This is a genomic window from Pseudomonas sp. MAG002Y (assembly GCF_019400845.1).
GTDB lineage: Bacteria > Pseudomonadota > Gammaproteobacteria > Pseudomonadales > Pseudomonadaceae > Chryseomonas > Chryseomonas luteola.
In genome coordinates this window covers 177,029-202,555 of the sequence record NZ_WOEJ01000005.1, presented here as the reverse complement: position 1 = coordinate 202,555, position 25,527 = coordinate 177,029, and the positions used below count along the sequence as shown (strand labels likewise).

Genomic DNA, 25,527 nt, shown 5'->3' with positions numbered 1-25,527 from the left:
CTTAGCAGTGGTGACTCTTTGCACTCAGTCGCAGCCTGGGCAGTTCCAGCGCTGTCAAAAATCTTTGTTCAGGGAGCAATCCATGTCTACTCGCCAAACCGGTACCGTCAAGTGGTTCAACGATGAAAAAGGCTTCGGCTTCATCACTCCGCAGAGCGGCCCGGACGTTTTCGTACACTACCGTGCCATTCAGAGCACTGGCTTCAAGAGCCTGAAGGAAGGTCAAGCCGTTTCCTTCCTGGTCGTGCAAGGCCAGAAGGGCCTGCAGGCTGATGAGGTTCAGGTAGTCTAACTACCCCGACTTCTCGAAAAAGCCCCGCTGCAAAGCTGGGCTTTTTTTATGCCTGCACGACAGATAACAGGATGATATATGCTTCGTAAACTGGGACTCGTTCTGCTTCTGACCCTATCAGGATGTGCGGTGTTTCCAGGCGATCAGGTCGCCCCTACACCAGCGCCCATCGCTTCGCCGTCTTTCGCCCGTCCTGGATTACACGTGGAATTCAATTTCTACCGTGGCGAACCCGGCGATGGGGCTGCCCGATCCATTCCAGTAGCGCGTGAAGGTCTGGAACCGGCCCTCATCCAGGCATTGCAGGCCTCGGAGCTCTTCAGTCATTACAGCCTGGCGCCTGATCGTGCCGAGCCTGGTGATTACGTACTCAAGTTGAAGCTATACAACCACAGCGCCATGGCAGCTTCTGTTGCTAGCGGCATGCTTACCGGCGCAACGCTATTTATTGTCCCCGGCGTGGCCAAGGACAACTTTACCCTGACAGGCGAGTTATTCGACCCTAGCCTGCACCCAGTTGCCCGGCACCGTAACGATGATTCCATCAAGACCTGGATGGGTATCTGGTTTCTTCCCTTCATGGGACATACAACCGGCGAAGCGATTACCGATACCTTTACCCGGCAGGTCAACGAGCTGCTAAAGACATTGATAGCCGAGCAGCCGACGTTTCAGACACTGCAATGACCGTTAGCCGAAAACATTGAACGGGTCTGTATAAGTTCAGTCACACCTTATGAGCCATTCATAACCACGCAATGCGAGGTGAGCCATGACTGAACAAACGCGAAATGCCGAAAACGAAAAAAGAGATCAAGCAGAAAAGCCACGCCGCACAGAACATGCCCAGGTGGATTCGGAGCGTAACCCGCCCTCTCCCAACAGCCCTGATCGTATGAAAGACGGCACGGGTTATAACTGAGAAAGGGCGCGTATGCGCCCTTCTTCATTCAAGCCCTATTTTCAGCACTTCCCCTTCTGACGAATCCGTTAATACGTACAGATAACCATCAGGTCCCTGGCGAACGTCCCGGATACGTACCCCTTTTTCTTCCAGCAAACGCTCCGCATGGACAACCTTGTTGCCCTCCAGCTGCAGCCGAATCAGACTCTCTTGAGCAAGAGCGCCAATGAAGAGGCTGTTTTTCCAGGCGGGAAACTGATCGGCTGAGTAAAAGGCCATGCCGCTGACGCCCGGCGACTTCTCCCATACATACAATGGCTGCTCTGTCCCTGGTACGTCCTTGCCCTTTGCTTCCGGAATGGGTGTATAGGAGTAGTTGATCCCGTGGGTAGCCACAGGCCAACCATAATTTTTACCTGCCAGCGGAATATTGACCTCATCTCCTCCACGAGGCCCATGCTCATTCGTCCAGACCTGTCCGGTCCAGGGATTCAGGGCCGCGCCCTGCTGGTTGCGATGCCCATAGGACCAGATCTCCGGGCGAGCACCTGACTGGCCTACAAAGGGGTTATCGTTCGGAACGGTGCCATCGGCCTTGATGCGAACAAGCTTGCCCTGGAGCTTATCGAGCGCCTGCGCCGTGATACGCTGGTTGTTCTCACCCAGCGCAATGAATAGATAGCCCTGCTGATCAAACACCAGCCGCGAGCCGAAATGCGCACCGGTAGAAAGTTTGGGCTCTTGCCTGAAAATCACAGTAAAGCCTTCCACACGGGTCATGTCAGCAGAGAGCGTACCTCGCCCAACCGCCGTACCAGCCTTGTCATCCTCGCCTCCCCCTTCGGAGTAGCTGAGATAAATAAGACGATCTTCAGCAAAAGAAGGAGACAAAGCCACGTCCATCAAGCCACCCTGGCTGCGATTGTAGACAGCCGGCAAGCCTGCAATAGGGTTAGATACAGAGCCGTCGCTCTTGAGTACACGTAGGCGCCCCGGCCGCTCGGTTACCAGCATTCCCTTTTGATCAGGCAAAAAAGCCAGCCCCCACGGATGGTCCAAGCCTTTCTTAATGACCGTAACGCTCACCTTTCCTTTCTCACTGGGATAGGTAGCGACCTGTCCCTGAGCAATGACTACATCACTTAACAGCAACGCGCCTGCTGCCAACGCCCACTTAAACATAGTGTTCCCCCTTTTAACCGGAGAACTGACTGTAGCGCTTTACTTCGGTTAAAAAGGCCCACTCACATAGACAGTTACAATAAGCGAGCGCTTACAAACGTAGTCCGTTTCGGCACCTTTTAACAGGGATGGTATTACCCTATAGCAGATTAGTGCTGTGAAAGCAGTGTTAGCGATTCAGGTTGCAGGGGTTAATCAGGGAAGAGGAGCCGTGATCAGCATCGACTCCTGCATTGGACGTTGCCGTTACCGACTTGACTATACGGGCTACGGCAAAGACAAGCGTTCAATGCATAGAATTTAAGTAGGGGTTAGCGACGACGTGCGCGACGACGCTGCTCTTCTGCCAAACGCTCCCGCTCGCGGCTGCGTACAGGAATAGGCTGAAGACGCGGCTGATCAGCCAGGCCCAGCGCCTCGATCAATTTGGACGCCAGCTCTTGAATACGTTCTTTCATCACCGATCTCCTGAGATCTACTACCTGTAATACAGAGACTACGTGTTTGCCGGAAAATTGCCTGAATAACGCACTCAACAGATTATCGGCAGGCTTACCTTAATATTGAGTCAATTTTGCCCTATTCAATTCCAGAACTATTGCCCCAGCCGTAACACTATATTTCGCTCAACCCAAACGGCCTGTGCGCTACGTTGCAAACAGACAAGTATGCAACCAGAACCAGTTTTTGAAGGACTAAACAGTAGTGCTCTGGAAGAGGCAGTATTCATGCGTGTTCCGCTTTCACCCTGGCTGGTCATCTTTGCCATTGCCCTAAGCGTCGGGGCCTGTACCCGTGTCGGATTTGCCTATAAGCACCTCAATACGCTTATACCGTGGTCGATGAACGATTACCTCGATATGAACTCCGAGCAGCGTCGTTGGTTTGACGAACGGTTGGCGGACCATCTGCGTTGGCACTGTAGCCACGAGCTGCCTCGCTATCTGGAGTGGATGGATGGCATCAAGACTATGGTGCGTAACCAGCAGGTATCCCCAGTAACGATCAGGGCTCGCATGGATGAACTCAAACAGGCCGTCGATACCCTGGCGGTTGAAATCACACCGACCAGTACCGATCTGTTAAAACAGCTGACCGATCAGCAGGTCGCAGAGCTGAAGGAAGAGCTGGACCGTGACATCAGGGACCGTCGTAAAAAGTACCTCGACCCTTCCCGCGGCGAACAGATTCGAGATCGGGCCGCTCGTATGGAGGAACGCATCAGCTTCTGGACAGGCGGCTCGCTCAATCCGGCTCAGAAAGACCGAATCATGCAATGGTCGGTGCAACTTGGTGATCAAAATCAGGCCTGGGTCGGCAATCGGATTCAGTGGCAGCGAGAACTGCTTGAGGCCTTGCAACATCGCGGCGAGCCAGATTTCCCACAGCGCGTCAAACAGCTGCTGCAGGATCGGGAAAGCCTGTGGACGCCTGCTTACCGGGAAAGCTTTTCGAAAACCCAGGAGGCAGCGATTTCGCTTATTGACGACGTGTACAAAAGTACGGATGAAACACAGCGTAATCAGATCGTCAGTCGATTAACGGATATACAAAAAGACCTTGAACCTCAACGGTGCGATAGAACGAAAAATTAGCACGATCAGCGGAACTGTTGAGTAATTACCTGAGGTCTTATTTCTAAGTTTGTAATATTGGTCAAAATTTAACCGACGAATGACCTTTCCCAATTCGGCTAGATCGATATTATTTCCCTGAGCCTGTTTTACGCGCCTAAGTGCCTGGCTCCTCCTGTCAAAATAAGAACGTAGCGTGCGCCGCATAGCGACTTTTAAAACATTAACTACCTGCTCAACCACGGACGAATGTTGACGTCAGGCATTGCTTTGGCCTCTGGCTGTTTGCCTGCTAGTGCAGGCTGCTGAGCAATCGCCGCTCCTGTTAAACCTAGGGGAGTGAAACCCATGCCAAACCCTTCATGGCTTGTTTTTATTGTGGCGGCTCTTGCCTCCGGTACTGCTACAGCCCAGACGCTCTTGCAGCGTGACCTGGGTGGCTTCGATATGACACTGGGAACGACCCAGACGCGCACTATGGCCCAAGGGCTCGTCAAGCCTTCTAACGGCGCAGTAAATGGCGGTCTGGATTTCACCCATGACACTGGCTTGTATTTTGGCCAGTGGACGGCGAACAGCGGATCCTCCGCGGATAACCTGTCCATTGAAATGGATACTTATGCGGGCTACAAGCATCGCTTTGCCAGCAGCGGATACGGTTATGAATTCGGCCTGATCAATTACGATCACGTCACGCAGGACGTAGAACCCAGCCGGGAAATCTACTCCGGTATTAGCATCTTCGGTAGCCGCTTTGGCGCGGCGTTCGCCAATGATCCCGACCGTAGCAACACATCTCTTTACGCGGACCTGGGTACTACTCCGATTCTCGGAATGGGCCTTTCCATGCGTTATGGAAATTACATGCTGAACTCGCCGGTGACGCTGGCAAGTGGCGACATGGTTCGCTCGTATAATGATTGGTCGGTAAATCTGACCCGCAAATGGGCTGATACTCAGTTCAACTTTTCTTACACCGGAACCAGTCTTCAGGGACAGGATTGCTCATCCTATTCAGGACACAACGCCTACTGCGATACCGCTTTATTGCTGAGGGCGTCGCATCCTTTATTTTAGTTATGGATGAGTGACCCAGCAGTTTCCATCTGCCGGGCCGACTCATCATGCACTGACCTTGAACACACCGCTCAATTGATGGAACTGCTCTGAAAGTGTTTTCAAATGTTGGCTTTCTGCCTCCAGCCCCTTCGCTTGCTGGGCGTTTCGTTCCGTGATGGCCTGGACCGATCCCAGCTGATCACTGACTTCGGCAGTCACCTCCACCTGACGAGAGGAAGCAGCAAACACTTGAGCGTTCATATCGTTGATAAGACATATGTCGCTAGAGATAGCCTGCAGCGCCTCAGCGCTCTTTCGTACATTGTCTGCACACTGGACTGCTCGTGAGCGACTTTCACGCATGGCCTCTACAGCGCTACTGCTACCTGCCTGCAATGAGTGGATGATGTTTTCAATCTCTGCCGTCGAGGCCGCTGTTTTCTGGGCCAAGGCGCGAACCTCGTCTGCAACGACAGCAAACCCTCTACCCTGATCACCTGCTCGTGCTGCCTCGATAGCCGCATTGAGCGCCAGCAGGTTGGTCTGCTCGGCAATTGCCTTGATGACCTCAAGCACCTTGCCTATATGTTGGGAATGCTTGGCCAGGGCATGCATCTCTTCGTCGGTGCCTTCAAGATGCTTAGCCAAAAGGCTGAACTCGTTCTGCATGGTGCTCAGCTCGACGCTCCCCTGCGTTGCACGCTCAGTTGCCTGCTCAGCCACACAGGCAGCCCGTTGCGCTTGGTCAGCAGCCTCACCGATGGCACTGCTCATGGACTTTAATGCAGACGAAACCTGACCGATACGATCATGCTGAACGCGTGAACCATCGCGCATATGCAAAGTAGCCTCGGCCATATGCTCGCCTGATCTGGATAGCCCCTGGGTATTGGAAACTACGCTACCCACCACATTATCCAGAGACATCAAGAACCCATTGAACCTATTGGTCAGTTCATTGTGGAGCGATATGCGATAGCTCAGATCTACCGGTTGCCCTTTACGAGTCAAATGATTGACCGCTACTAACAAGGCCTCACCCACTTCAGCCTGAGCACGTGTTTGAAGCGACAGATAGATTAGAATTGCACTTTCCAGCACAACGTAAAAAGCATGCAGAAAAATAATGCCCCATGACTTGTGATGGTGCGTGACAAAAATGTCCCAACCGCCGACCTGCGCTGCAAAGAAACCTAGGTGATGAGCGGCAATTACACCGGCACCGACCAGAATCGGCAACCAGTCACGGTAATAAACCAGAAACGCCAGAAGCACAAAGATACCAAAGTGCATCTCTTCCATGCCTTGCAACAGGTGGATCTGCAATGCAGCAAAACCCATGAAAGCAACGGCTATAGTGCAACGCATCAGGCGTGAGCCGGGTGCAACGCTATAAAGCACTGTAGGCAAAGCAGCCAGTGCTCCACCCACAAGCAGGGCCTGCGTAAGACTTCCGTCCCAGTAGGTCAGGCAGAGCGAATAGAGGAACATGACCCAAACCACAGCCAACATCAACTTATCGGCCTTGCGGTAGTAGGTAGTTAGGGAGTAAACGGACTCGGACACAGGCATGCCCTCTACCAAGAAATAATTGTTTAATGGGGCGACACAGTCGTGTCGTAGGAGGTATCGACCTGCTGCCTGAATTTATTGAGTAAGCGTCTGATTAAACTTATCTAATCACGACAAATGGCAAAGTAATGAGCACACTATTCATAAACGCTGCGTACGCCTGTCTGTGCAAGGTAGGCGTCACCTCGAATCAGCAGCAGACGGGCCTTTTGCTCTTCCTCTGGCTCTAGGGCGATCAGCGTCTTGAACTTACCGGCCACCCAGGCCGCAATCGGTACGCCATTTCTGAACAGCAGCCTATTCCCCATGACCGCAGGAACCTTGGCTCCAGGAAGCAGTGTACCGGCAAGATTGAGTGGGTCTACGGCGGCAATACGCACATAGCGTTCAGTTGCGGCACGTGTTCGTACGGCGCGTAGTAGCGCAACAGCTTCCGGCAAGGCGAACTGCTCACCGGAAAGACCCGCTATGAAACACCCACCGCGTATGTCTCCTCGCGCTTCGAGACGGTGATAGATGCGCAGCAGTTCGCGCCAGGGCGGCAAGGCGTCTGCCTCCCGTGCCAGCAGGTGCCAGCTGATGACGCCATATCGCCTCAGCAACACCCAGGCAATGTGCTCCATGACGTCATCACTCCAGCGTGGGGTTTTGGATACCTGCTGCACGGCTTCTGCTGCAGGCCGCCGAATCAATGCCCAGCGGCCTGCATCGTCCATCCCGCCATACAGAGGCACCCTCCCCCGACGACTCGTGGTACGGCTGCCTCGCTTGGCGGCTGGCAGTAATAACGCCCTCAATCCGGCAAAGCTGTCTGCGTTGACCATCCCTGTATTGACCAACTCGCCCAGGGCATTTTCCAGCTCTGTCCGCAACAAACGAGCTTCGCTCATCAGTTCGTCAAAAAACAGCGCGCCGCGACAGGACAGGGCATCCATGACCTTTTGTGCCTTAGGTGAAAGCTCCGGCTCGGCCGAATGAGCAGACAGCGCACTCCAGACAGCCAAGTCGCGTCTGGGCAATAAAACAATGGGAGAAGCTCGTACAGGTCCGCCAGCAGCCTTGCTTACGGGATCCAGGCGCATCCACACCATACGCCCGCTACGACACAGATCATCCAGCCAATGAAAGCCATAACCCGGCAGGCGCGCAGGTAATATCTCACTTTCCCAGCCTGCAGCAGCCACCTGATACCCTTCCAGCTGGGTCAGTACCGCTGACAAGGCTTCGATCCCTCTGGCCTGGGTCTCAGGTGTGACGTGCTGCCAGTCAAACAGGAACTGCATGAAATCCGTACAACTCACCGGCTCAATCTCACGACGTAGCCGGTTGACGGTATAGCGGTGAATGCGAGCCAGCAGATGACGCTCACACCATTCCTCTTCAGCAGCGACAGGCGTGAAACGCCCCCGCAAGACATAACCTTCCCGCTCCAGTGCAGCAAGTGCCACCATGAGCTCTGAGGCTGAAAGCCCCATGTGCTGGCTCAGCGTTGTTAACGTCAGCGGACCAAAGCCTGTCAGCCGGGCACGTATGAGCTCCACCAGCGCCTCTTCCCGAGTGCATATCTCATCAAGTTCGACAGGCAGTGAGCCATCAGGATCACGTGTCATTCCCGGATAAACCAGTTCCAAAAGGCGTACACGCTCAACCGGGGCCCAAAAGACCTGATGCGGCGTAACAACACGGCATACCCGCCCTGCCTTGAGTAACTTGGCCAGAAACGGTTTCCAGCTGTTTTGCGCAGACATCTCTTTTTCAGTCATGCACACCAGTCCTGTGAGCGCTTCGTGCAGCTCATCGGCATCACGTGCCTGCGGCCAGGCCTGCTCCCGTACTGAGTCAATCGCCTCGGCATCGAGCGCACCCAGATCATCGCCAGTCGCGGAATCCAACCAACGCCGATTCATCACAGCCAGCGTTCTGCGCTCCTCTAAAGGAGCATCGTCCAGAAAGGCATAGGGGCGTGCGGTAAGAATTTCGGCTGCAAGGGGTGACGGTGCAGGCAGATCGCAGACCTTTGTCGCGACCGTACCCGCCTCGATATTCCCGAGCAGCTCCAGCCAGGCGCGGCTATTCATGGATACCTGTAGGCAGTCATGCAGGGTCTGTTTGACCAGCGGATGCTCAGGAACCTCACGCTCGCCAACAATGTTTTCCAGACAAGCCACCTGATCGGGAAAGACGGTTGCCAGCAGATCATCGCTGCGCATCCGCTGGACCTGAGTCGCGACCTTCCGACCTGCCGTGAACCGCGGCAAGGCCAATGCGGTGGTGGCATTCCAGCGCCAGCGAATGCCAAAAAGCGGTGCCTCAAGCAGCGCCTGTATAAGAATGTGCTCCGCACTTGCTGAGTGCAGGTACCGCCACACCTCTTCCAGCGGAAAACTATAGCTCGTAGAGAGCGAAAGGATCAGGGCATCCTCTGTCGCCGCCGCTTGCAGCTCCACATTGAAACGGCGGCAGAACCGCTTGCGCAGCGCCAGTCCCCAGGCTCGGTTGACACGGCTTCCATAAATCGAATGGATGACAAGCTGCATGCCGCCTGCCTCATCGAAAAACCGTTCCATTACCAACGTCTGCCGGGTCGGTAACGCACCCAGCATCTGTCGAGCACGTCCCAGATAATCGACGATCTGCTCAGCCGCCGCCGCTGGAAGCTCTTTTTCTACTTTCAGCCATTCGATGACCGACGCCGTATCGGATAAGCGTAGCTCCAGCTCATGACGCAAGCGCGAAACACCGTGTGAGAGCTCATCTGTTCTCCCAGGTGCTTCGCCGTGCCAAAATGGAATAGTGGGCGGCTGACCCTGTGCGTCCTCAACGCGGACACGTCCACTTTCGATCTTGAGAATTCGATAGGACGTATTGCCCAGCTGAAAGATATCGCCAACTAGGCTCTCGACCGCGAAGTCCTCATTGACCGTCCCGATCCCATGCCCCTGCGGCTCCAGCACGACAGAATAATCGCCAGTTTCAGGAATGGTCCCACCGCTCATGACCGCAGTCATCTTGCCACCACGACGACCGCGCAAGAGCCCGTTCACGGCGTCGCGGTGCACATAGGCGGTCTGAAAACCTCGCCGATGGCTATAGCCTTCACACAGCATCGTCACTACCGCGTTGAAGTCAATACGTGACAGTGCCGCATAGGGCTCGGCACATCGGACCAGCGTAAACAAGGCGTCCTCGTCCCACTCACGGCATGCGGTTTCCGCTACGACCTGTTGTGCCAGCACATCCAGCGGCTGCCTAGGAATAACCAACGTATCCATTTCGCCACGTCGGATGCAATCAAGCAGCGCTGCACATTCGATCAGATCATCCCGAGACGTTGGGAACAGTCGCCCTTTCGGAATCCCTTCGACATGGTGACCCGAGCGGCCTACACGCTGAAGAAAAGCGGCAATGGAGCGAGGTGACCCGATCTGGCAGACCAGATCAACCTCACCAATATCGATGCCCAATTCCAGCGATGCGGTTGCTACAAGCACCTTGAGTTCGCCACGCTTGAGGCGCTGTTCGGCGTCGAGGCGCTGCTCCTTGGCCAGACTGCCATGGTGGGCGGCCACTGCCCGACTGCCGAGCCGGTCCGTCAGATGTCTGGCCATGCGCTCGGCCATACGCCGCGTATTGACGAAAATCAGCGTCGTTCGATGGGCCTCAGCCTGCTCGGCCAGACGATCATAAAGCCCTTCCCACGCTTCATTGGACATCACAGGCTGCAGCGGAGCGGGCGGTACTTCAAGAGCAAGATCCCGAACACGATCATGGCCGATATCAACGACCGCACAAGGTCTTTCCTGCCCTGTTCTATCGCACCCCACCAGGAAGCGCGCGACGGCGCCGATAGGCTTTTGTGTAGCCGACAATCCAATACGCACCAGTGACCGCTCGCATAAGGCCTCCAGGCGCGCAAGAGAAAGGCTCAGATGACTACCCCGCTTTCCGTCAGCAATGGCATGGATCTCATCCACAATGACGCTGCGGACTGTACGTAGAAGCGCGCGTCCAGAGTCTGAACCCAGCAATACATAAAGCGATTCTGGCGTCGTCACCAGGATGTGTGGCGGCCGTTTACGCATGGCATTACGCTCGCGCTGCGGTGTATCGCCTGTTCTGACGGCCGTTCGGATCGCTACAGGCGGCAAACCACACTGTTCAAGCTCAGCCGTGATACCTGCGAGCGGCTTTTCCAGATTGATTCGAATATCATTCGATAACGCCTTGAGCGGTGAAACGTAAACAACCCAGGTCTCATCCGGCAAGGCACCGTTGTGTTCAACACCCAGGCGTACCAGTTCATCGATTGCTGCCATAAAGGCTGTCAGGGTCTTGCCAGAGCCGGTAGGCGCTGCGACCAACGTCGACTGTCCTGCCCTGATGGCAGGCCAGGCATGCTGCTGGGCTTGGGTGGGATAGGCGAAGGTACGCGAGAACCAGGACTGCACGGCAGGATGAAAACCTGCCAGAGTCTCTTGGCTGGAAGCGGGACGTAAAGGATAAGTCATGACCCCACTATGGGAGCGACTTCGATAACAGACAAGGCGGTATAAACGAAGCCGGACGAGTGGGTTTCTCCACTTCGTCCGGCTTAGTAACAGACGATTGCATCAAGCCTTCTGACTCAATTGTCTGCCAGCGACAGCGGTCGCGCGACTGACTCGAGTGACTTGCGTTCGGCTGCCACGCCCCAGATCGACTGCACTATCCCTGCTGCAATCATGAGGCTGGCGCCAATGGCGTAACCATAGAAAACGTTGACTCGGCTACCACTCTCAATCAGTTGTCCAAACAGGGTTGGGCCAATGATTCCGCCAAGCCCGGTACCAAAGGCGTAGAACACTGCAATCGCCAAGGCGCGGATTTCCAGCGGGAACGTTTCAGCAACGGTCAGATAAGCCGAGCTGGCTGCGGCTGAGGCAAAGAAGAAGATAACCATCCAGGCAATCGTCTGAGTCGTTGCATCCAGCATACCCTGCTGGAACATATAGCCTGTGATGATGAGCAGGACACCCGAAATAGCGTAGGTAGAGCTGATCATGATCCGGCAACCAACCACGTCGAACAGTCGCCCCAGGAGCAGTGGACCACAGAAATTACCGAGCGCAAATGGCAGTACATACCAGCCGACATTTTCTGAGGGTACATCATAGAAATCCGTCAGTACCAACGCATAGGTAAAGAAGATTGCATTGTAGAAAAAGGCCTGAGCTGTCAGTAGGGTCATGCCTACCAATGCGCGTTGGCGATGCACGACAAACAAGCTCTGAAAGACCTCCTTGAGTGGCGTATGGTCCCGACCGCGCATGCGCAAATGGAATTTGGGATCGACCGGCTCAAGCTTGTAGCCTTCGGCTTCGAAGCGTTTTTCGATGTTATCGACAATGCGCTTGGCCTCTTCCGGCTCATTATGAATCATGAGCCAGCGCGGGCTTTCGGGTATCCACATGCGCATGAATAGAATGATCAACCCGAGCGCCGCTCCAATGCCAAAGCACATTCTCCACCCCAGGTCGCCTGGAAGCAGTTCGGGGTCCAGAAACACAATGGAGCCCATGGCACCCAAGGCTGCACCCACCCAGAACGAGCCGTTGATCGTCAGGTCAACCCAGCCGCGATAACGCGCTGGCGTGAATTCCTGAATGGTGGAATTGATGGCCGTGTACTCGCCTCCAATGCCTGCGCCTGTCAGGAAGCGGAACAGCAGAAAGCTCCACAGGTTCCAGGAAAACGCCGTCAGAAACGTTGCACCTACATAGAGAAACAGTGTGATGAAAAAGAGCTTGCGACGCCCTAGCCGGTCCGTCAGCCAGCCAAAAAATAACGCCCCCAGAACTGCACCGGCGATGTAAACGCCACCTGCCAATCCAACATCAGCATTGGTCAACTGAAGCGCGGGACTCGCCTTCAAGGCGCCGGCTACCGAACCCGCCAATGTTACTTCAAGACCATCGAGAATCCAGGTAATACCCAAAGCCATGACCAACAGGGTATGAAAGCGCCCCCAGGGCAGGCGGTCGAGCCGGGCCGGAAGGTTGGTTTCGTAAATGTGCTCGTGCAGTTTTTTGCCAGAAGGGGAATCCGTCTCTTGGACAGCGGAAACATCTGAGGCCGCCATATTTCTTGTCCTCACTATTTTTATAAAGGGGCCGCACAGCGATGCGACTGGCACTTTTGTACAGCTCGTCTACAAATTGAGAGCTAGGTCATACAAAAGTAGTTCAGCGAGGCGCTACGCAACTCGTCGAGAAACAGCGAGTCCGAGAAAAGCTTTTTTTAAAAAAAGAACTATTGCGCTATCGGGATAGAGAAAATAACTAATGAAAACAATGATTCGCGGCACCTCTGCGGCTTTTTTAGCATGCATCTTTCCGCTCACAGGGCAGGCATTCGAATTTGATGGGTACGGACGTGTTGGTATAGGGGGTGCCGATGCAGGCGGTAAGCAGTCCTGCTTTCAGCTTCCAGGAGCACCTGCCAAATACCGCTTGGGTAACGAGTGCGAGACCTACTGGGAGCTAGAGGGTCACCAGGAACTGTACAAGGGCGCTGACGGGACGCTCTGGAAATTGCACGGCATGGCAAGCCTTTACAATGTCTATGACCAGTCACCCACGTTTAGCGGCGACAATGGCAATGTCCGCTTGCCACAAATCTGGACCAGTCTGGCGTTGCCCGAACTGAACGGCGGTGGCCTCTGGTTCGGTCGCCGCTACTACAAGCGTCACGACATTCACATCAATGACTTCTACTACTGGAACCCAAGCGGCACAGGCGCGGGTATCGAGGACTATGGCCTGGGTGACACAGGACTACGCCTGAGCTATGCCTTCTCCCGAGAAGACAATATCGAACAGAAGCACAAGGCCAACCGACACGACATCAACCTGGGCGGCATCAAGGCTAACAAGGACGCCGAGATTGAAATTGGCCTGAGCTACATTCAGAAAGCCGGACATGTTGAAGACTCGCACAGCGGCTGGTCCATCTCGGCCGAACATAAGCAGGTGAATTTCTTTGGTGGCGAAAACCGGTTTACGGTTCAATACGGCGAAGGTCCCGGTATCGGGCTTGGCCAGACCGGTAACGTACAAGCCGACAAGGATGTAAAGAGCATAAGGGTTCTGGAATCGCCCCGCTGGCAGATTACCCCGCGCTTTGGCGGAATGCTGCTGGCATTGGTACAGCGTGACCGCGCGCCTAACAACGCTGGCCAGACGTGGTACTCCTTTGGTGTCCGCCCATCCTATGCGTTCAGCGAGCATTTCAAGCTTCTGGTAGAAGCAGGCCACGATCAGATCGACCCTGAAGAAGGCGGCACACGCAAATTGACCAAGTTCACCGTGGCGCCCACCCTTGCGTTAGGCGGGATGGGCCTGATGGATCGTCCCGAAATCCGATTCTACTGGACTTATGCGCAGTGGAACCGTGCCGCTCAGCTAAGCGCAGCGCAAGACACCGCGCTGTCTGACTCAGGGGCATTCGGCTCTCAGCGTCACGGTTCAAACTTCGGCGTGCAATTGGAAACCTGGTGGTAAAGCGGTAGCATTATAGCCGTATTCTGACATCAGCCCCGATACGGCTATAAGCCTTCGACCATCCAGAAGCAATCGATCTTAGTCGGCTCTATTCTAGAAAGAACTTTAAGTTTATCTCCGGGTCCGTTCTACGAAGCCCACCTCCGGCATCTGTCGGAACGACCTGGAGATAATGCCATGAGCCATCTCGCCCGCGAGATGAACACTGTGGATGCCTTCGCTCTCGACACCCCTGGCTGCCTCATCGAACGCTTTACACAGGTTCGATCCGCTACTGAAAAGCTTTGTGCTCCCCTTCAGACCGAAGACTACCTGATTCAAAGCATGCCAGACGTCAGTCCGCCCAAATGGCATCTGGCCCACGTGACCTGGTTTTTCGAAGCGTTCATTCTCAAGCCCTTCCTGCCGGGCTACAAGACGCTAGATCCCGCTTACGATTACCTGTTCAACTCCTATTACGAAACCCATGGCACCCCATTCCCACGAGCCAAGCGCGGGCTGATCTCCCGTCCAACCGTTGCAGAGGTCTATGGCTTTCGCCAATGGGTCGATCAGGCCATGCTCGAACTGCTAAACCATCTGCCGGAACAGCATGCTGAAGAAATCGCCCGTCGGACAGAACTCGGGCTACACCATGAGCAGCAACATCAGGAGCTGCTGCTCATGGACATCAAGCATATCCTGGCCCAGAACCCTCTCCATCCGGTGTATCGGCACGATCTCAAGCCAGCCACACACGCTGATTCCACTCCGCTGACATGGCATTCATATCCGGCTGGCGTACGCCACATAGGCCATAGCGGTGACGGTTTTGCCTTTGATTGCGAGACACCACGCCACCGCGTCTTTGTCGATGAGTTCCAGTTGGCGAATCGCCTGGTCACCAACGGTGAGTACATGGCCTTTATCGAAGATCAGGGCTATAGCCGCAGTGATCTCTGGCTGTCCGATGGCTTCAGCCAAGTGCGGCAGGCCGGCTGGCAAGCACCCCTCTACTGGGAGAACGTAGACGGCCGCTGGTACGCCATGGGCTTGGGCGGCCTGCAACCTGTCGATGAGCAGGCTCCCGTCTGTCATCTGAGCTTTTACGAGGCGGATGCATACGCCAGTTGGGCCGGCGCCCGCCTGCCAACCGAAGCCGAATGGGAAGTGGCCGCCGCCGGTCTTTCGCGTACAGGCAACTTTGTCGAGCAGGACCATCTCTCGCCTGTGGCCTGTAGGACTCACACGCCCGATCAACCCTGCCAGCTGTTTGGAGACGTTTGGGAATGGACCGGCAGCGCCTATCGCCCCTACCCCGGCTTCAAGCCGCTGGATGGCAGTCTGGGCGAGTACAACGGCAAATTCATGTCCGGGCAGATGGTCTTGCGGGGCGGCTGTTGCGCTACCCCTGCCGATCATATTCGCGCGACCTACCGTAACTTCTTCTACCCAGCCATGCGTTGGCAATTTGCCGGCCTTCGCCTTGCCAAGGAGATATGATCATGGCTCTAGCGGTTCGCTTCTACGATCAACAACCGGACGTCGCCAGCGACTCCCTACGTGAAGACGTCCTGAATGGTTTGGCAACCGAACCCAAGGCCATTCCGCCCAAGTACTTCTATGATCAGCGCGGCTCCGAACTGTTCGAAGCCATTACCGGTACACCAGAGTACTACCCGACTCGTACTGAAGAGCGCATCCTGACCGAAGCGGCTGGCGATATCGCTGCTATTGCAGGCTCCGGCATGACGCTCATGGAACTGGGCAGTGGTGCCAGCCGCAAGATTCGGCTCCTGCTGGAAGCCCTGCGTCCTCAAAGCTACCTGGGTGTGGACATTTCCCGAGACTTTCTTCTGTCCAGCACACACCGCCTGGCCGCTGACTACCCCTGGCTGGACGTAAGTGCGCTGTGCACGGATTTCACACAGCCGATGGAGCTTCCACAAACGCTGGGAAAAGCGCCTGTACTGGCCTTCTTTCCCGGTTCGAGCATCGGCAACTTCACGCCAACAGAAGCACGCTCCTTTCTGCGCAACCTTCACCGATTACTACCACCGGGCAGCGGACTGTTGATCGGTGTGGATCTGGTCAAGAGCAAGGCCCGCCTGGAGGCGGCCTATAACGATGCCGAGGGCATTACCGCGGCGTTTAACCTCAATCTGCTGGAGCGTATCCGTCGCGAGATGGATACCGACCTTGATCCTTCGCGCTTCAGCCACTACGCCTTTTACAATGAACAGCAGTCTCGCATTGAAATGCATCTGGTCAGCCGCCGCGCCCAGACGATTCGTGTCGAAGACCAGCGCTTCATGTTTCGTCAGGGCGAAACGCTGCACACCGAAAACTCTTATAAATACAGTTTGAAAGGATTTGAAACCTTGAGCCGGGAAGCTGGCTTTTCCCCAATAGCCGTATGGAAAGATCCCGCGGCACTCTTTAGCGTGCACTATCTGGGACGATAGCGCCCAAGCAGCGGTCAGCCGCGTCGTTAAGGGCTGACCGTTAGGGTACTCATGATGCCGATGCGCCACTCTGGCGCAGATGCCAAGGCTAAGCTATTCCTATAGTTGTACTAAACCGTTGCGATTACTAACTGTTTAGTGGAAATGAGCTGTAGAGCGCTCATGCGAAAGTATGGGTGTGTTATTTAGCAGACATGTCTGCAGGATTTAGCTTATGAGTAACGGCGCTGCCCTTCCGCCTAATGAAACAGAGCGCTTGGCTGCTTTGCGCAGTTCAAACTTGCTGGACAGCCCAGCTGACCCCGCATTTGACCACATAGCCGAAATTGCTACCGAACTCTTCGACGTGCCTATCGCCATCGTTTCGCTGGTGGATGAGCATCGACAATGGTTCAAGTCTATCCGCGGACTCGACGCGCAGGAAACGCCTCGGGATATCTCGTTTTGCTCTCATGCCATCCTGGATGAAAACATCATGCAGGTGCGTGATGCCCAAACCGATCCACGGTTCAAGGATAACCCGCTAGTGACCGGCAACCCTGGCATCCGCTTCTATGCCGGCATCCCGCTAAGGACACACGAAGGCCTGGCTTTGGGCACCCTGTGTTTGGTAGATACCAATCCACGACCGGAGCTCAACACCTCTCAGGTACGGCTCCTCAGTAAATTGCGCGATATGCTGATGGAGCGCATCGAGACGCTGCGTTCACTCAGCTACGTAGACCCTATTACCCAGCTGCCTAACCGCAGCCGTCTGCTGGAAGATGCCGAATCGATGCTGCGCAGCTCCGAAGAGCTGCTGGCCGTCTCCATGGATGTGTTCGACCCGTTCTATCTCAATGGCCTGCTCAATGCGCTGGGCCAGGACCACTACGAAGGACTGCTCCAGTCCATCAAGGAGCGACTGCTTTCCCTGCTGCCCTCGGGGATACGGCTGTACTCCATCGGTACGGCCCGCTTTGCATTTCTGGTCCACGGCATGACCGATCTGCAAGGCAAGGAAGTGCTTGATTGCATCGAGCGCGGCATGACAGGGCTTATCGACTACAACGGCATCCCGATTGAAACCCGTCCCGGTCTGGGGATTCTCAAGCTCAAGCCCGGCGACACCCGCGACTGGCTGAGGGCGCTGATCTCGACGGCCGATGTAGCCCGCGAACGTCGAATGGGAAGCCGTTATTACGACTCCGCCCACGATCTTGCCCAGCAACGGGCCTTTGCGTTGCTAAGCAGCCTGCCGGTTGCTCTGCATAGTGAGGGCCAACTTTCCCTGTTTTATCAGCCTCGCGTAGACCTCAAGTCGGGTACCTGCCGCTGCGTGGAAGCCCTGTTGCGCTGGGCTCATCCCAAGCTAGGCGCCATTGGGCCTACCGAATTCATAGCACTGGCTGAAAAAACGGCCCTGATTCGCTCCATCAGTTACTGGGTCATTGATGCTGTCTTGAGCCAGTATGCGCTTTGGAAAGCAGACGGCCATTGTTTCAATGTGTCGATCAACATTTCGTCCCACGACCTGGACGATCCAGATTTTGCCGAGCGGGTAGCGGAAAAAATGGCCAAACATGGCGTACCGCCCTCCTGCGTGGAGTTCGAGGTGACGGAAAATTCTCTCATGTGCAATTTTGAGAACGCTCGCATCCAGTTGGATGCGCTTCGGCATCTAGGAGCTTCTATCTCAATCGATGACTTTGGAACGGGATACAACAACCTGATCTATCTCCGCCAGATACCAACGGATTACATCAAGATCGATCAGAGTTTCATTCGCTGCCTGCCAGGCGACGACAAGGACGCACTGATCGTTCGCACCATGGTGGAACTGGCACACGGCCTGGGATACGAAGTTACCGCGGAAGGCGTGGAAACACCCGAGATTCTGGACACCGTGCTGGCGCTAGGATGCGATGAAGGTCAGGGCTACCACATTGCCAAACCCATGGGTGCGCTTGAGCTTGAGCACTGGCTCAGGCGACCCGTAACGCCTCAGACCTCTGGCCAGGGCGGCTCGCCTTTCTCCTCGTCTTACGCAACGAACTAGCCTTGAGACGAAATTGGCCCTGTAAAAACAGGGCCAACTCGTTTATTCCGCGTCCGTCTTCTTACGCCGCAGAGGTGCCATGCCATCCTGGCTGACCACCTTGGAAGCGCTGGGACGCTTGGGCCGTGGCGATGTCTTGGCTTTCGTCACTGGCCTCTTGGTGTCGGTCTTTTTCTTCTTGGTGCTGGCAGCCTTGCCAGACGCCTTGAGCTTCTTCGGCCCTTGATAGGTGCCTTTAAGCGGTTGCACCACGCGCCGCTCGAAACGCAGTTTCAGGTAGCGTTCGATGCTGGACATCAGGTTCCAGTCGGTATGGCAGATCAACGAAATTGCCATGCCCGCCTCGCCGGCACGTCCGGTACGGCCAATACGGTGGACATACTCATCCCCGCTGCGCGGCATATCAAAGTTAATGACCAGATCCATGCCTTCCACATCCAGGCCACGGGCCGCTACATCCGTAGCAACCAGCACGGACACGGCGCCCTGCTTCAAGCGCTCCATCGCCAGCTTGCGGTCTTTCTGGTCCTTTTCGCCATGCAGAACGAAAACCTTGATGTTGCTGGCGGTCAACACGCCACCCAGGCGGTCGGCCTGTACACGGGTATTGGTAAAGACAATGGCCTTGCGATAGGTCTCGTGGGCCAGCAACCATTGCAGCAGGCGCTCCTTGTGAGCCACGTCATCGGCAGTGATGATCTGCTGGGCGACCGCCTCGTTGAGTTCCCCGGTGCGATCAAGCATGAGCACTTCCGGCTCACGCAGGACATGTTCTATGACAGTACGCAGGGAGCTACCGCCGCTGGTAGCCGAGAACAGCAACGTTTGTCGGGACTCTGAAGTGCACGCGTCGGCCAGTTTAAGCACATCTTCAGAGAAGCCCATGTCAAGCATCCGGTCGGCTTCGTCCAGGACGAGAAAATCGACATCGTCCAACTCAAGGCTACCGCCATTCAGATGCTCGATCAGCCGTCCGGGCGTTCCGATAAGAATCTCGGGATTCTTGCGCATCGCCGCGGCCTGCTCCTTGAACCCCTCACCTCCGGTAATGAGTCCGGCCTTTAGAAACGTGAACTGGGCAAACCGCTCGACTTCCTTGAGCGTCTGCTGGGCCAGCTCGCGGGTAGGCAGCAATATCAACACCCGAGCACCCACTTGGGGTTTGGGCTCGGACAACAGACGATGCAAAATCGGCAGGACAAAGGCAGCCGTCTTGCCACTGCCGGTACGGGCAGTCACACGCAGGTCTCGCCCATCCAGTGCCGGGCCGATGGCGGCCTCCTGAACCGGCGTGGGCTTTTTGAATTTCAGCGTGTCCAGTGCCTTGAGCAGACGCTCGTGCAGGTCGAAATCGGAAAACAAGGACGCATACCTCAAAGAAAATCGTAGTTCTGCTGTATAGCCTACCGGTTACGCAACAAAATCGCTGCCTTATTTAGCGCAGCGGATGTTTCAGCTTCCCAATGGGTAGCTCATCGACGTGGCAGTAGACGGCTTGTAGATCAGCTGCCAGCTGACGCGCACGTCCAACGCGAACCGGAGCACGCTCGGTATCGATGACAAGGACAGACGCATCAAGACGAGGCAATGAGGTCCAGGCGCGTACACGGCCATCGGTCATCACAACGATACTTACCGGCTCATTGCCGAGACGACGTTGGTGTTGCTTTAGCCACTCATGTGCGTGCTTCAGGGATTCAAGCAAGGGAGTACCGCCCCCTGCACCCAGGTCTGCAAGCCAACCCGGAACCTGTTGACTGGCTCGACGAGCCTGGGCAAGCCAGTGCGGCTGTACACCTGTTGCCCCTAGCACCGCTACGCTTGCCCGCGCGCGGTAAGCCTGCTCGAGAAAACCCAGCAATACGCCCTTGGCTTGAACCAGGGCGCCATGACGTCGCATGGACGCCGAGGCATCGACAATGAACAACCAATGCTCTCGTGGCGACTGAGAGCGAGGCTGGCGTATCAGGTCAGCCTCACGTCGAGGAAGCCCCCTCAGTAAGGTGGGTACCCAGGCAACTGCCCCTGCCTCACCTGTGCGAGAAGCACCGTGCCGACCGCTACTGGCCTTCCCCGGTAAAGGTCGAGCATCCGCCACTTGGGTTACACGCGGGCGAATGCTCAGCGCTTTTTTGGCCAACCCTCACCTGAGCGCTTTTCTCCAATCGCCGTCGCCTGAGGCGGTAGCTCACCCCATTGCCCTTCACTCTTCGAATGGCTTGAAGAGGGTTCGGAGACGGGACGATCAGAAGATGGCGGTGGCGGTAACTCCGAAGGGGGTTGCTGTCGTCGGCGATGACGCAACGCGAACTCTTCCACCGCATCGATATCATCTTCAGTAATCTTTTCGTTACCGCGCCAAGCCGCATGGGCGCGTGCTGCCCTTAGCCATACCAGGTCCGCACGCATGCCATCCACTGCCGCTGCAAAACAGCGCTCGGCAATACGCGACAGCGACAGATCATCCAGTGCGACCCCTGCCAACCGGCTACGTGCAGCCTGGCAGCGCTTGACAAGGTCCGCCTGGCTTCCGGCCCAACTGGCAATAAAGCCGGGCGGATCAAGGTCGAACGCCAGCCGACGACGCATGATTTCGGCTCGCTCTGCTGGCGCAGGATGGGCATTCAGCGCCACATTGAAACCAAACCGATCCAGTAATTGGGGGCGTAACTCCCCCTCCTCGGGGTTCATGGTGCCAATCAGTATAAAGCGCGCCGGATGCCGATGGGAAATCCCGTCGCGCTCCACGGTGTTTACACCACTGGCGGCTACGTCCAACAACAGGTCAACCAGATGATCCGGCAGCAGATTGACCTCATCCACATACAACACTCCGCCATCCGCCTTGGCCAACACGCCAGGTGAAAATGCAGCGCGCTTTTCACCCAGGGCGGCGTTCAGGTCGAGTGTGCCGGTAATACGCTCTTCGCTGGCCCCCAATGGCAAGGTCACGAATGAACCACCCGGCATCAGGGCGGCCACGCCGCGTGCCAGGGTGGACTTCGCCATACCGCGCGGGCCTTCGATCAATACCCCACCGATACCCGGATCAATGGCATTGAGGCAAAGCGCCAACTTCAAGGAGTCAGCTCCTACAATGGCAGCCAAAGGAAATTGCGGAGTATCAGTCATAGAGAGCTCATTAATGGGCTGGTATTATGAGGAAACATCTACTTAGCTTTCCTCGCTGTCCATCAGAACGTTTTCCAGCGCTTCCCGATAATGCCCAGGCTCTTGCCAGAGCCCGCGCTGCTGGGCCTCCAGCAATCGCTCTGTCATTTCTCGCAAGGCATCAGGGTTGTGTTGCTGAATGAATTCACGGGTAGCCGGATCGAGTACATAGGCATCGGCCAACAGTGCATACTGATGGTCATCGATCAATGCTGTCGTGGCATCGAAGGCAAACAGATAATCCACCGTGGCCGCCAGCTCAAAAGCACCTTTATATCCATGCCGCTTCACGCCATCGATCCATTTGGGATTAGCAGCCCGGGAACGAATGACGCGGTTGAGCTCTTCCTTGAGTGTACGGATACGAGGCGACTCCGGCTGACTGTGGTCGCCGTGATAAGACGCTACTGCCTCGCCCTGCAATGTCTCTGCGGCGGCCAGCATGCCACCCTGGAATTGATAGTAGTCGTCCGAATCCAGCAGATCGTGCTCACGGTTATCCTGGTTATGCAAGACAGCCTGTAAATGGCCGAGCCGCTCGACGAAGCGCTCCCGTGCAGGCGTGCCTGGGTCATCTGCGCCATAGGCGTAGCCGCCCCAATTAAGGTATACCTCCGCCAGATCATCGCGAGATTGCCACTGACGCTCATCGATCGGGCCTTGCAGACCCGCCCCATAGGCGCCGGGCTTGGAACCAAATACCCGCCAGCCAGCTTGGCGCCGCGCCTCGTCAGTCGCCAACCCCTTCGCTTCGAGGACACGCTGCTCATCACGGACCCGGGCGGCCAATGGATTCATATCGTCCGGCTCGTCCAGCGCTGCCACCGCCTGCACCGCAGCATCAAATAGCCTAATCAGGTTGGCGAAGGCATCACGGAAAAAACCCGAAACCCGCAACGTGACGTCTACACGCGGCCGGTCCAGGATTGTCAAAGGCAGGATCTCGAAATCACTGACACGCTGGCTACCCGCTTGCCAGACGGGGCGCACGCCCAGCAATGCCATGGCCTGGGCGATATCGTCGCCACCTGTTCGCATGGTTGCGGTTCCCCAAACGGACAGCCCCAACTGCCGCAGGTAATCGCCATAATCCTGCAAATGACGCTCCAGCAAGAGATTGGCTGATTGCCAACCGATTCGCCATGCCGTTTGGGTTGGCAGATTACGAACGTCTACCGAATAGAAGTTGCGGCCCGTAGGCAACACATCCAGACGGCCTCGACTGGGTGCTCCGCTGGCGCCTGCCGGGACAAACCGTCCTGCCAATGCACTGATGATTCCTGCGATTTCCGCCGGACCGCAGGCGTCAAGAAGCGGTGCTATATGGCTTTTGAGCTGGGCCAGCACCAGCCCCGCATAGGGCCACTGCGCCTCATTCAACTCACCGCCCAGTGCCTGCTCAATCAGTCGACCGGCCAGTAATTCCAGGCGCTCACGCGTGTCACCGGCGATACGCCAAGGCTCCGTACTGACTGCCCGTAACGCTTCAGGGTACGGCCCAGGCCAGGGCTCTCCCAACGCAGCATCAAGGGGATCAATATTCAGGCTCAGGTCTTTAGCCAATGCCTGAAGCAGGCTGGCATTACCGCCCTGCCCGTTACCGCGGGGAATACGAACCAACGCCAGCAAGGTATCAAGCCGCAGGCGCTCCTGAGGAGACTCACCAAAGATATGGAGCCCGTCGCGGATTTGCGATTCCTTCAGCTCGCACAGGTAGGCGTCTACCTTGGGTAACCAGTCTTCGGGCGCTTCGGTATCCGAGAGTTTCAGCTCCTGGTCCAGGCTGGAGCGGCGTAACAGCTGTGCGATATCGCCTTGCAGCTCGCGGGCGCGACGCGGATCAAGCAGTTGCGCTTCATAGAACTCATCGGCAAGCCGCTCAAGATCGCGCAAAGGTCCATAGCTCTCGGCGCGCGTCAGCGGAGGCATCAGATGATCGATGATAACCGCCTGGGTACGACGCTTGGCCTGCGCCCCTTCGCCCGGATCATTGACAATGAAAGGATAAATGTTGGGCGTCGGGCCAAGCACGGCATCCGGCCAACAGGTTTCAGACAGACCAACACCCTTCCCTGGAAGCCACTCAAGGTTGCCATGCTTGCCGACATGCACCAGCACATGGGCGCGATAGACGTGCCTCAGCCAAAAATAGAACGCCAGATACCCATGCGGCGGTACAAGGTCCGGATCGTGGTAAACCGCACTGGGATCAAGGTGATAGCCCCGCGCCGGCTGGATACCTACAAACGTCAGTCCGAACCGCAGCCCGGCAACCATCATGCGGCCGCAGCGAAACATGGGGTCCTGCTCGGGATCGCCCCAGCGTTCCCGCACCGCGTCCTGGTTCACCTGCGGCAATTCGGCGAAAAAGCGCAGGTAGTCCTCCATCCCCAGGCTTTGATGGCACGGCCGTAAATCCAGGTTTCCCAGATCATTCGTCACGCCGCCCAATAGGGAATGGACCAAGGCCGTTCCGCTCTCGGGCAGGCCTTCGACCGGATATCCTTCGGTCTCCAGCGCTTTGAGAATATTGAGTGCAGCGGCAGGCGTATCCAGTCCTACACCATTACCAATCCGGCCGTCCCGGGTCGGGTAATTGGCCAGGATCAAGGCGGTACGCTTTTCACTATTTGGCAATCGAGCCAACATGATCCAGCGCCGAGCCAGTTCAGCCACAAACGCCATTCGCTCATGAACGGGCTGATAACACACCACATCGCTCTGGCTGCGCTCATCTCGCCAGGCCAGGCCCTTAAAACTGACGGGGCGCGTGATGATCCGCCCATCCAGTTCCGGTAAGGCAATGTGCATCGCCAGGTCGCGTGGACCAAGCCCTTGGGCGTTCTCCCGCCATCCCGGTTCGTTATCCTGGGCACAAATAGCCTGCAGTACCGGCACATCGCGACGAAACGGGCGGAGATGAGGGGAATCCGGGTTGGACTGGGCAAAACCTGTCGTATTGATGATCAGCTCGGTCTCTGTCGCCTCCAGCAGTGCCTCGACCTCAGCAAGGCACTCCGGCTCCTTGAGACTGGCTACGGCAACAGGTAACGGATTAATCCCTTGAGCTATCAATGCTTCGCAGAACGTATCGATGAACCCTGTATTGGCCGCTTGTAGATGACTGCGGTAGAACAACAGGGCTGCTACCGGCCCATCCTCCTGCCAACGCTGCTGCCACGAGCCCAGCGCCTTATCTTTATCACGCTCTGGCGCATACACCGCAACACGCGGTAGCGGCTGAGGCTCGACCCACATCGTCTCACGTCCAAACCATCGCTGGCCGATGAAGCGATACAGCATGCGGGCATTATCCATGCCGCCCTGTCGCAGGTACTGCCAGATCCGCTCGGCATCCTCAACGGAAGAGTTACCCAACGCCATTAGCTCAGGATCGGGTTTGTCATCTCCGGGTACAAGAATCAGCCTGGCACCTTGTGCGGCCAGCTGGGCCAATTGATCTACACCGTAGCGCCAGTACGCCGCCCCGCCCAGCAACGAGACAATGATGACCTTGGCATGCTGAAGCACCTCATCGACATACAGATCAACCGAGGCGTGATTCATCAGCTGCATGGGGTTGGCCAGGCGCAGGCTTGGAAAGTCCTCAGGCAGCCCGCGCGCCGCTTCGGCCAGCAGCGCTAGATGAGAATCGGCACTGCACAGGATCACCAGGTCGCCCGGGGTCTGTGCAAGATGAGCGATTCCGTCGTCGGGAGTAAAGCCGCCGGGCTGAGTCCTGAGGAGATGCAT

18 protein-coding genes are annotated in these 25,527 nt (G+C 56.3%); 9 read left to right on the top strand and 9 right to left on the bottom strand.

Translation table 11 applies throughout. The features are described from left to right. Positions 1–82 precede the first annotated feature (82 nt). The 3 genes from GM154_RS09350 (at position 83) to GM154_RS09340 (ending at position 1,214) form a co-directional block, all read left to right on the top strand. Complete coding sequence (locus GM154_RS09350; RefSeq protein WP_010798072.1) at positions 83–292, top strand: cold-shock protein; 210 nt, start codon at positions 83–85, stop codon at positions 290–292. 78 nt (positions 293–370) lie between these two features. Then, positions 371–979 carry a hypothetical protein gene (locus GM154_RS09345; protein WP_219652041.1) on the top strand — a complete coding sequence of 203 codons (609 nt, stop codon included), beginning with the start codon at positions 371–373 and terminating at the stop codon, positions 977–979. A gap of 85 nt (positions 980–1,064) precedes the next feature. Then, positions 1,065–1,214: a hypothetical protein gene (locus GM154_RS09340; protein ID WP_010798070.1), complete on the top strand. Its 150-nt coding sequence runs from the start codon at positions 1,065–1,067 to the stop codon at positions 1,212–1,214. A gap of 24 nt (positions 1,215–1,238) precedes the next feature. Here GM154_RS09340 and GM154_RS09335 read toward each other — a convergent pair whose 3' ends face one another. Next, a complete protein-coding gene (locus tag GM154_RS09335) occupies positions 1,239–2,378 on the bottom strand; it encodes a PQQ-dependent sugar dehydrogenase (protein ID WP_219652039.1) in 1,140 nt (379 codons plus the stop codon). Between the two features lie 311 nt (positions 2,379–2,689). After that, complete coding sequence (locus GM154_RS09330; protein WP_010798068.1) at positions 2,690–2,836, bottom strand: PA1414 family protein; 147 nt, start codon at positions 2,834–2,836, stop codon at positions 2,690–2,692. A 210-nt stretch (positions 2,837–3,046) separates the two neighbouring features. On the opposite strand from GM154_RS09330, the gene GM154_RS09325 reads away from it, so the two are divergent. Both GM154_RS09325 and GM154_RS09320 read left to right on the top strand, forming a co-directional pair. After that, positions 3,047–3,973, top strand: coding sequence for a DUF6279 family lipoprotein (locus tag GM154_RS09325; protein ID WP_219652037.1), 927 nt, complete (start codon positions 3,047–3,049; stop codon positions 3,971–3,973). 327 nt (positions 3,974–4,300) lie between these two features. Further along, the gene (locus GM154_RS09320; RefSeq protein ID WP_219652035.1) at positions 4,301–5,029 is read left to right on the top strand and encodes a TorF family putative porin; all 729 of its coding nucleotides are present in this window, start codon (positions 4,301–4,303) and stop codon (positions 5,027–5,029) included. Positions 5,030–5,074: 45 nt separating this feature from the next. On the opposite strand, the gene GM154_RS25925 is transcribed toward GM154_RS09320, so the two are convergent. The 3 genes from GM154_RS25925 to GM154_RS09305 form a co-directional block, all read right to left on the bottom strand. Next, positions 5,075–5,680 carry a methyl-accepting chemotaxis protein gene (locus GM154_RS25925; protein ID WP_374940310.1) on the bottom strand — a complete coding sequence of 202 codons (606 nt, stop codon included), beginning with the start codon at positions 5,678–5,680 and terminating at the stop codon, positions 5,075–5,077. A gap of 1,040 nt (positions 5,681–6,720) precedes the next feature. Beyond that, positions 6,721–11,091, bottom strand: coding sequence for a DEAD/DEAH box helicase (locus tag GM154_RS09310; RefSeq protein WP_219652031.1), 4,371 nt, complete (start codon positions 11,089–11,091; stop codon positions 6,721–6,723). Positions 11,092–11,207: 116 nt separating this feature from the next. Further along, positions 11,208–12,701 (bottom strand): MFS transporter, encoded by a 1,494-nt coding sequence (locus GM154_RS09305; RefSeq protein WP_258019782.1) that lies wholly within the window; start codon positions 12,699–12,701, stop codon positions 11,208–11,210. Positions 12,702–12,903: 202 nt separating this feature from the next. Here GM154_RS09305 and GM154_RS09300 point away from each other — a divergent pair, with 202 nt between their 5' ends. From GM154_RS09300 to GM154_RS09285, 4 genes are all read left to right on the top strand, one after another. After that, a complete protein-coding gene (locus tag GM154_RS09300) occupies positions 12,904–14,121 on the top strand; it encodes a carbohydrate porin (protein ID WP_026003839.1) in 1,218 nt (405 codons plus the stop codon). Between the two features lie 198 nt (positions 14,122–14,319). Continuing rightward, the gene (egtB, locus tag GM154_RS09295; RefSeq protein ID WP_374940309.1) at positions 14,320–15,603 is read left to right on the top strand and encodes an ergothioneine biosynthesis protein EgtB; all 1,284 of its coding nucleotides are present in this window, start codon (positions 14,320–14,322) and stop codon (positions 15,601–15,603) included. A gap of 2 nt (positions 15,604–15,605) precedes the next feature. Continuing rightward, positions 15,606–16,565 carry an L-histidine N(alpha)-methyltransferase gene (egtD, locus tag GM154_RS09290; RefSeq protein WP_219652029.1) on the top strand — a complete coding sequence of 320 codons (960 nt, stop codon included), beginning with the start codon at positions 15,606–15,608 and terminating at the stop codon, positions 16,563–16,565. 214 nt (positions 16,566–16,779) lie between these two features. Next, positions 16,780–18,603, top strand: a complete 1,824-nt coding sequence (locus GM154_RS09285) for a sensor domain-containing phosphodiesterase (protein WP_219652027.1) — start codon at positions 16,780–16,782, stop codon at positions 18,601–18,603. 42 nt (positions 18,604–18,645) lie between these two features. Here the strand turns inward: GM154_RS09285 and GM154_RS09280 are convergent, their stop codons facing one another. From GM154_RS09280 to cobN, 4 genes are all read right to left on the bottom strand, one after another. After that, complete coding sequence (locus GM154_RS09280; RefSeq protein WP_374940308.1) at positions 18,646–19,965, bottom strand: DEAD/DEAH box helicase; 1,320 nt, start codon at positions 19,963–19,965, stop codon at positions 18,646–18,648. Positions 19,966–20,038: 73 nt separating this feature from the next. Beyond that, entirely contained in the window at positions 20,039–20,743 is a 705-nt protein-coding gene (locus tag GM154_RS09275; protein WP_219652023.1) for a VWA domain-containing protein, read from the bottom strand. Further along, complete coding sequence (locus GM154_RS09270) at positions 20,725–21,735, bottom strand: ATP-binding protein (protein WP_219652021.1); 1,011 nt, start codon at positions 21,733–21,735, stop codon at positions 20,725–20,727. Before GM154_RS09270 ends, GM154_RS09275 begins: the two co-directional genes overlap by 19 nt. A 42-nt stretch (positions 21,736–21,777) precedes the next feature. Then, positions 21,778–25,527 (bottom strand): cobaltochelatase subunit CobN, encoded by a 3,750-nt coding sequence (gene cobN, locus GM154_RS09265; protein ID WP_219652019.1) that lies wholly within the window; start codon positions 25,525–25,527, stop codon positions 21,778–21,780.

Excerpts from the sequence above, each read along its gene's own strand:
- GM154_RS09350 (WP_010798072.1), top strand. The coding sequence starts at position 83 with ATGTCTACTCGCCAAACCGGTACCGTCAAGTGGTTCAACGATGAAAAA.
- GM154_RS09345 (WP_219652041.1), top strand. The coding sequence starts at position 371 with ATGCTTCGTAAACTGGGACTCGTTCTGCTTCTGACCCTATCAGGATGT.
- GM154_RS09340 (WP_010798070.1), top strand. The coding sequence starts at position 1,065 with ATGACTGAACAAACGCGAAATGCCGAAAACGAAAAAAGAGATCAAGCA.
- GM154_RS09335 (WP_219652039.1), bottom strand. The coding sequence starts at position 2,378 with ATGTTTAAGTGGGCGTTGGCAGCAGGCGCGTTGCTGTTAAGTGATGTA.
- GM154_RS09330 (WP_010798068.1), bottom strand. The coding sequence starts at position 2,836 with ATGAAAGAACGTATTCAAGAGCTGGCGTCCAAATTGATCGAGGCGCTG.
- GM154_RS09325 (WP_219652037.1), top strand. The coding sequence starts at position 3,047 with ATGCAACCAGAACCAGTTTTTGAAGGACTAAACAGTAGTGCTCTGGAA.
- GM154_RS09320 (WP_219652035.1), top strand. The coding sequence starts at position 4,301 with ATGCCAAACCCTTCATGGCTTGTTTTTATTGTGGCGGCTCTTGCCTCC.
- GM154_RS25925 (WP_374940310.1), bottom strand. The coding sequence starts at position 5,680 with ATGCAGAACGAGTTCAGCCTTTTGGCTAAGCATCTTGAAGGCACCGAC.
- GM154_RS09310 (WP_219652031.1), bottom strand. The coding sequence starts at position 11,091 with ATGACTTATCCTTTACGTCCCGCTTCCAGCCAAGAGACTCTGGCAGGT.
- GM154_RS09305 (WP_258019782.1), bottom strand. The coding sequence starts at position 12,701 with ATGGCGGCCTCAGATGTTTCCGCTGTCCAAGAGACGGATTCCCCTTCT.
- GM154_RS09300 (WP_026003839.1), top strand. The coding sequence starts at position 12,904 with ATGAAAACAATGATTCGCGGCACCTCTGCGGCTTTTTTAGCATGCATC.
- egtB (WP_374940309.1), top strand. The coding sequence starts at position 14,320 with ATGAACACTGTGGATGCCTTCGCTCTCGACACCCCTGGCTGCCTCATC.
- egtD (WP_219652029.1), top strand. The coding sequence starts at position 15,606 with ATGGCTCTAGCGGTTCGCTTCTACGATCAACAACCGGACGTCGCCAGC.
- GM154_RS09285 (WP_219652027.1), top strand. The coding sequence starts at position 16,780 with ATGAGTAACGGCGCTGCCCTTCCGCCTAATGAAACAGAGCGCTTGGCT.
- GM154_RS09270 (WP_219652021.1), bottom strand. The coding sequence starts at position 21,735 with ATGACTGATACTCCGCAATTTCCTTTGGCTGCCATTGTAGGAGCTGAC.
- cobN (WP_219652019.1), bottom strand. The coding sequence starts at position 25,527 with ATGCATCTCCTCAGGACTCAGCCCGGCGGCTTTACTCCCGACGACGGA.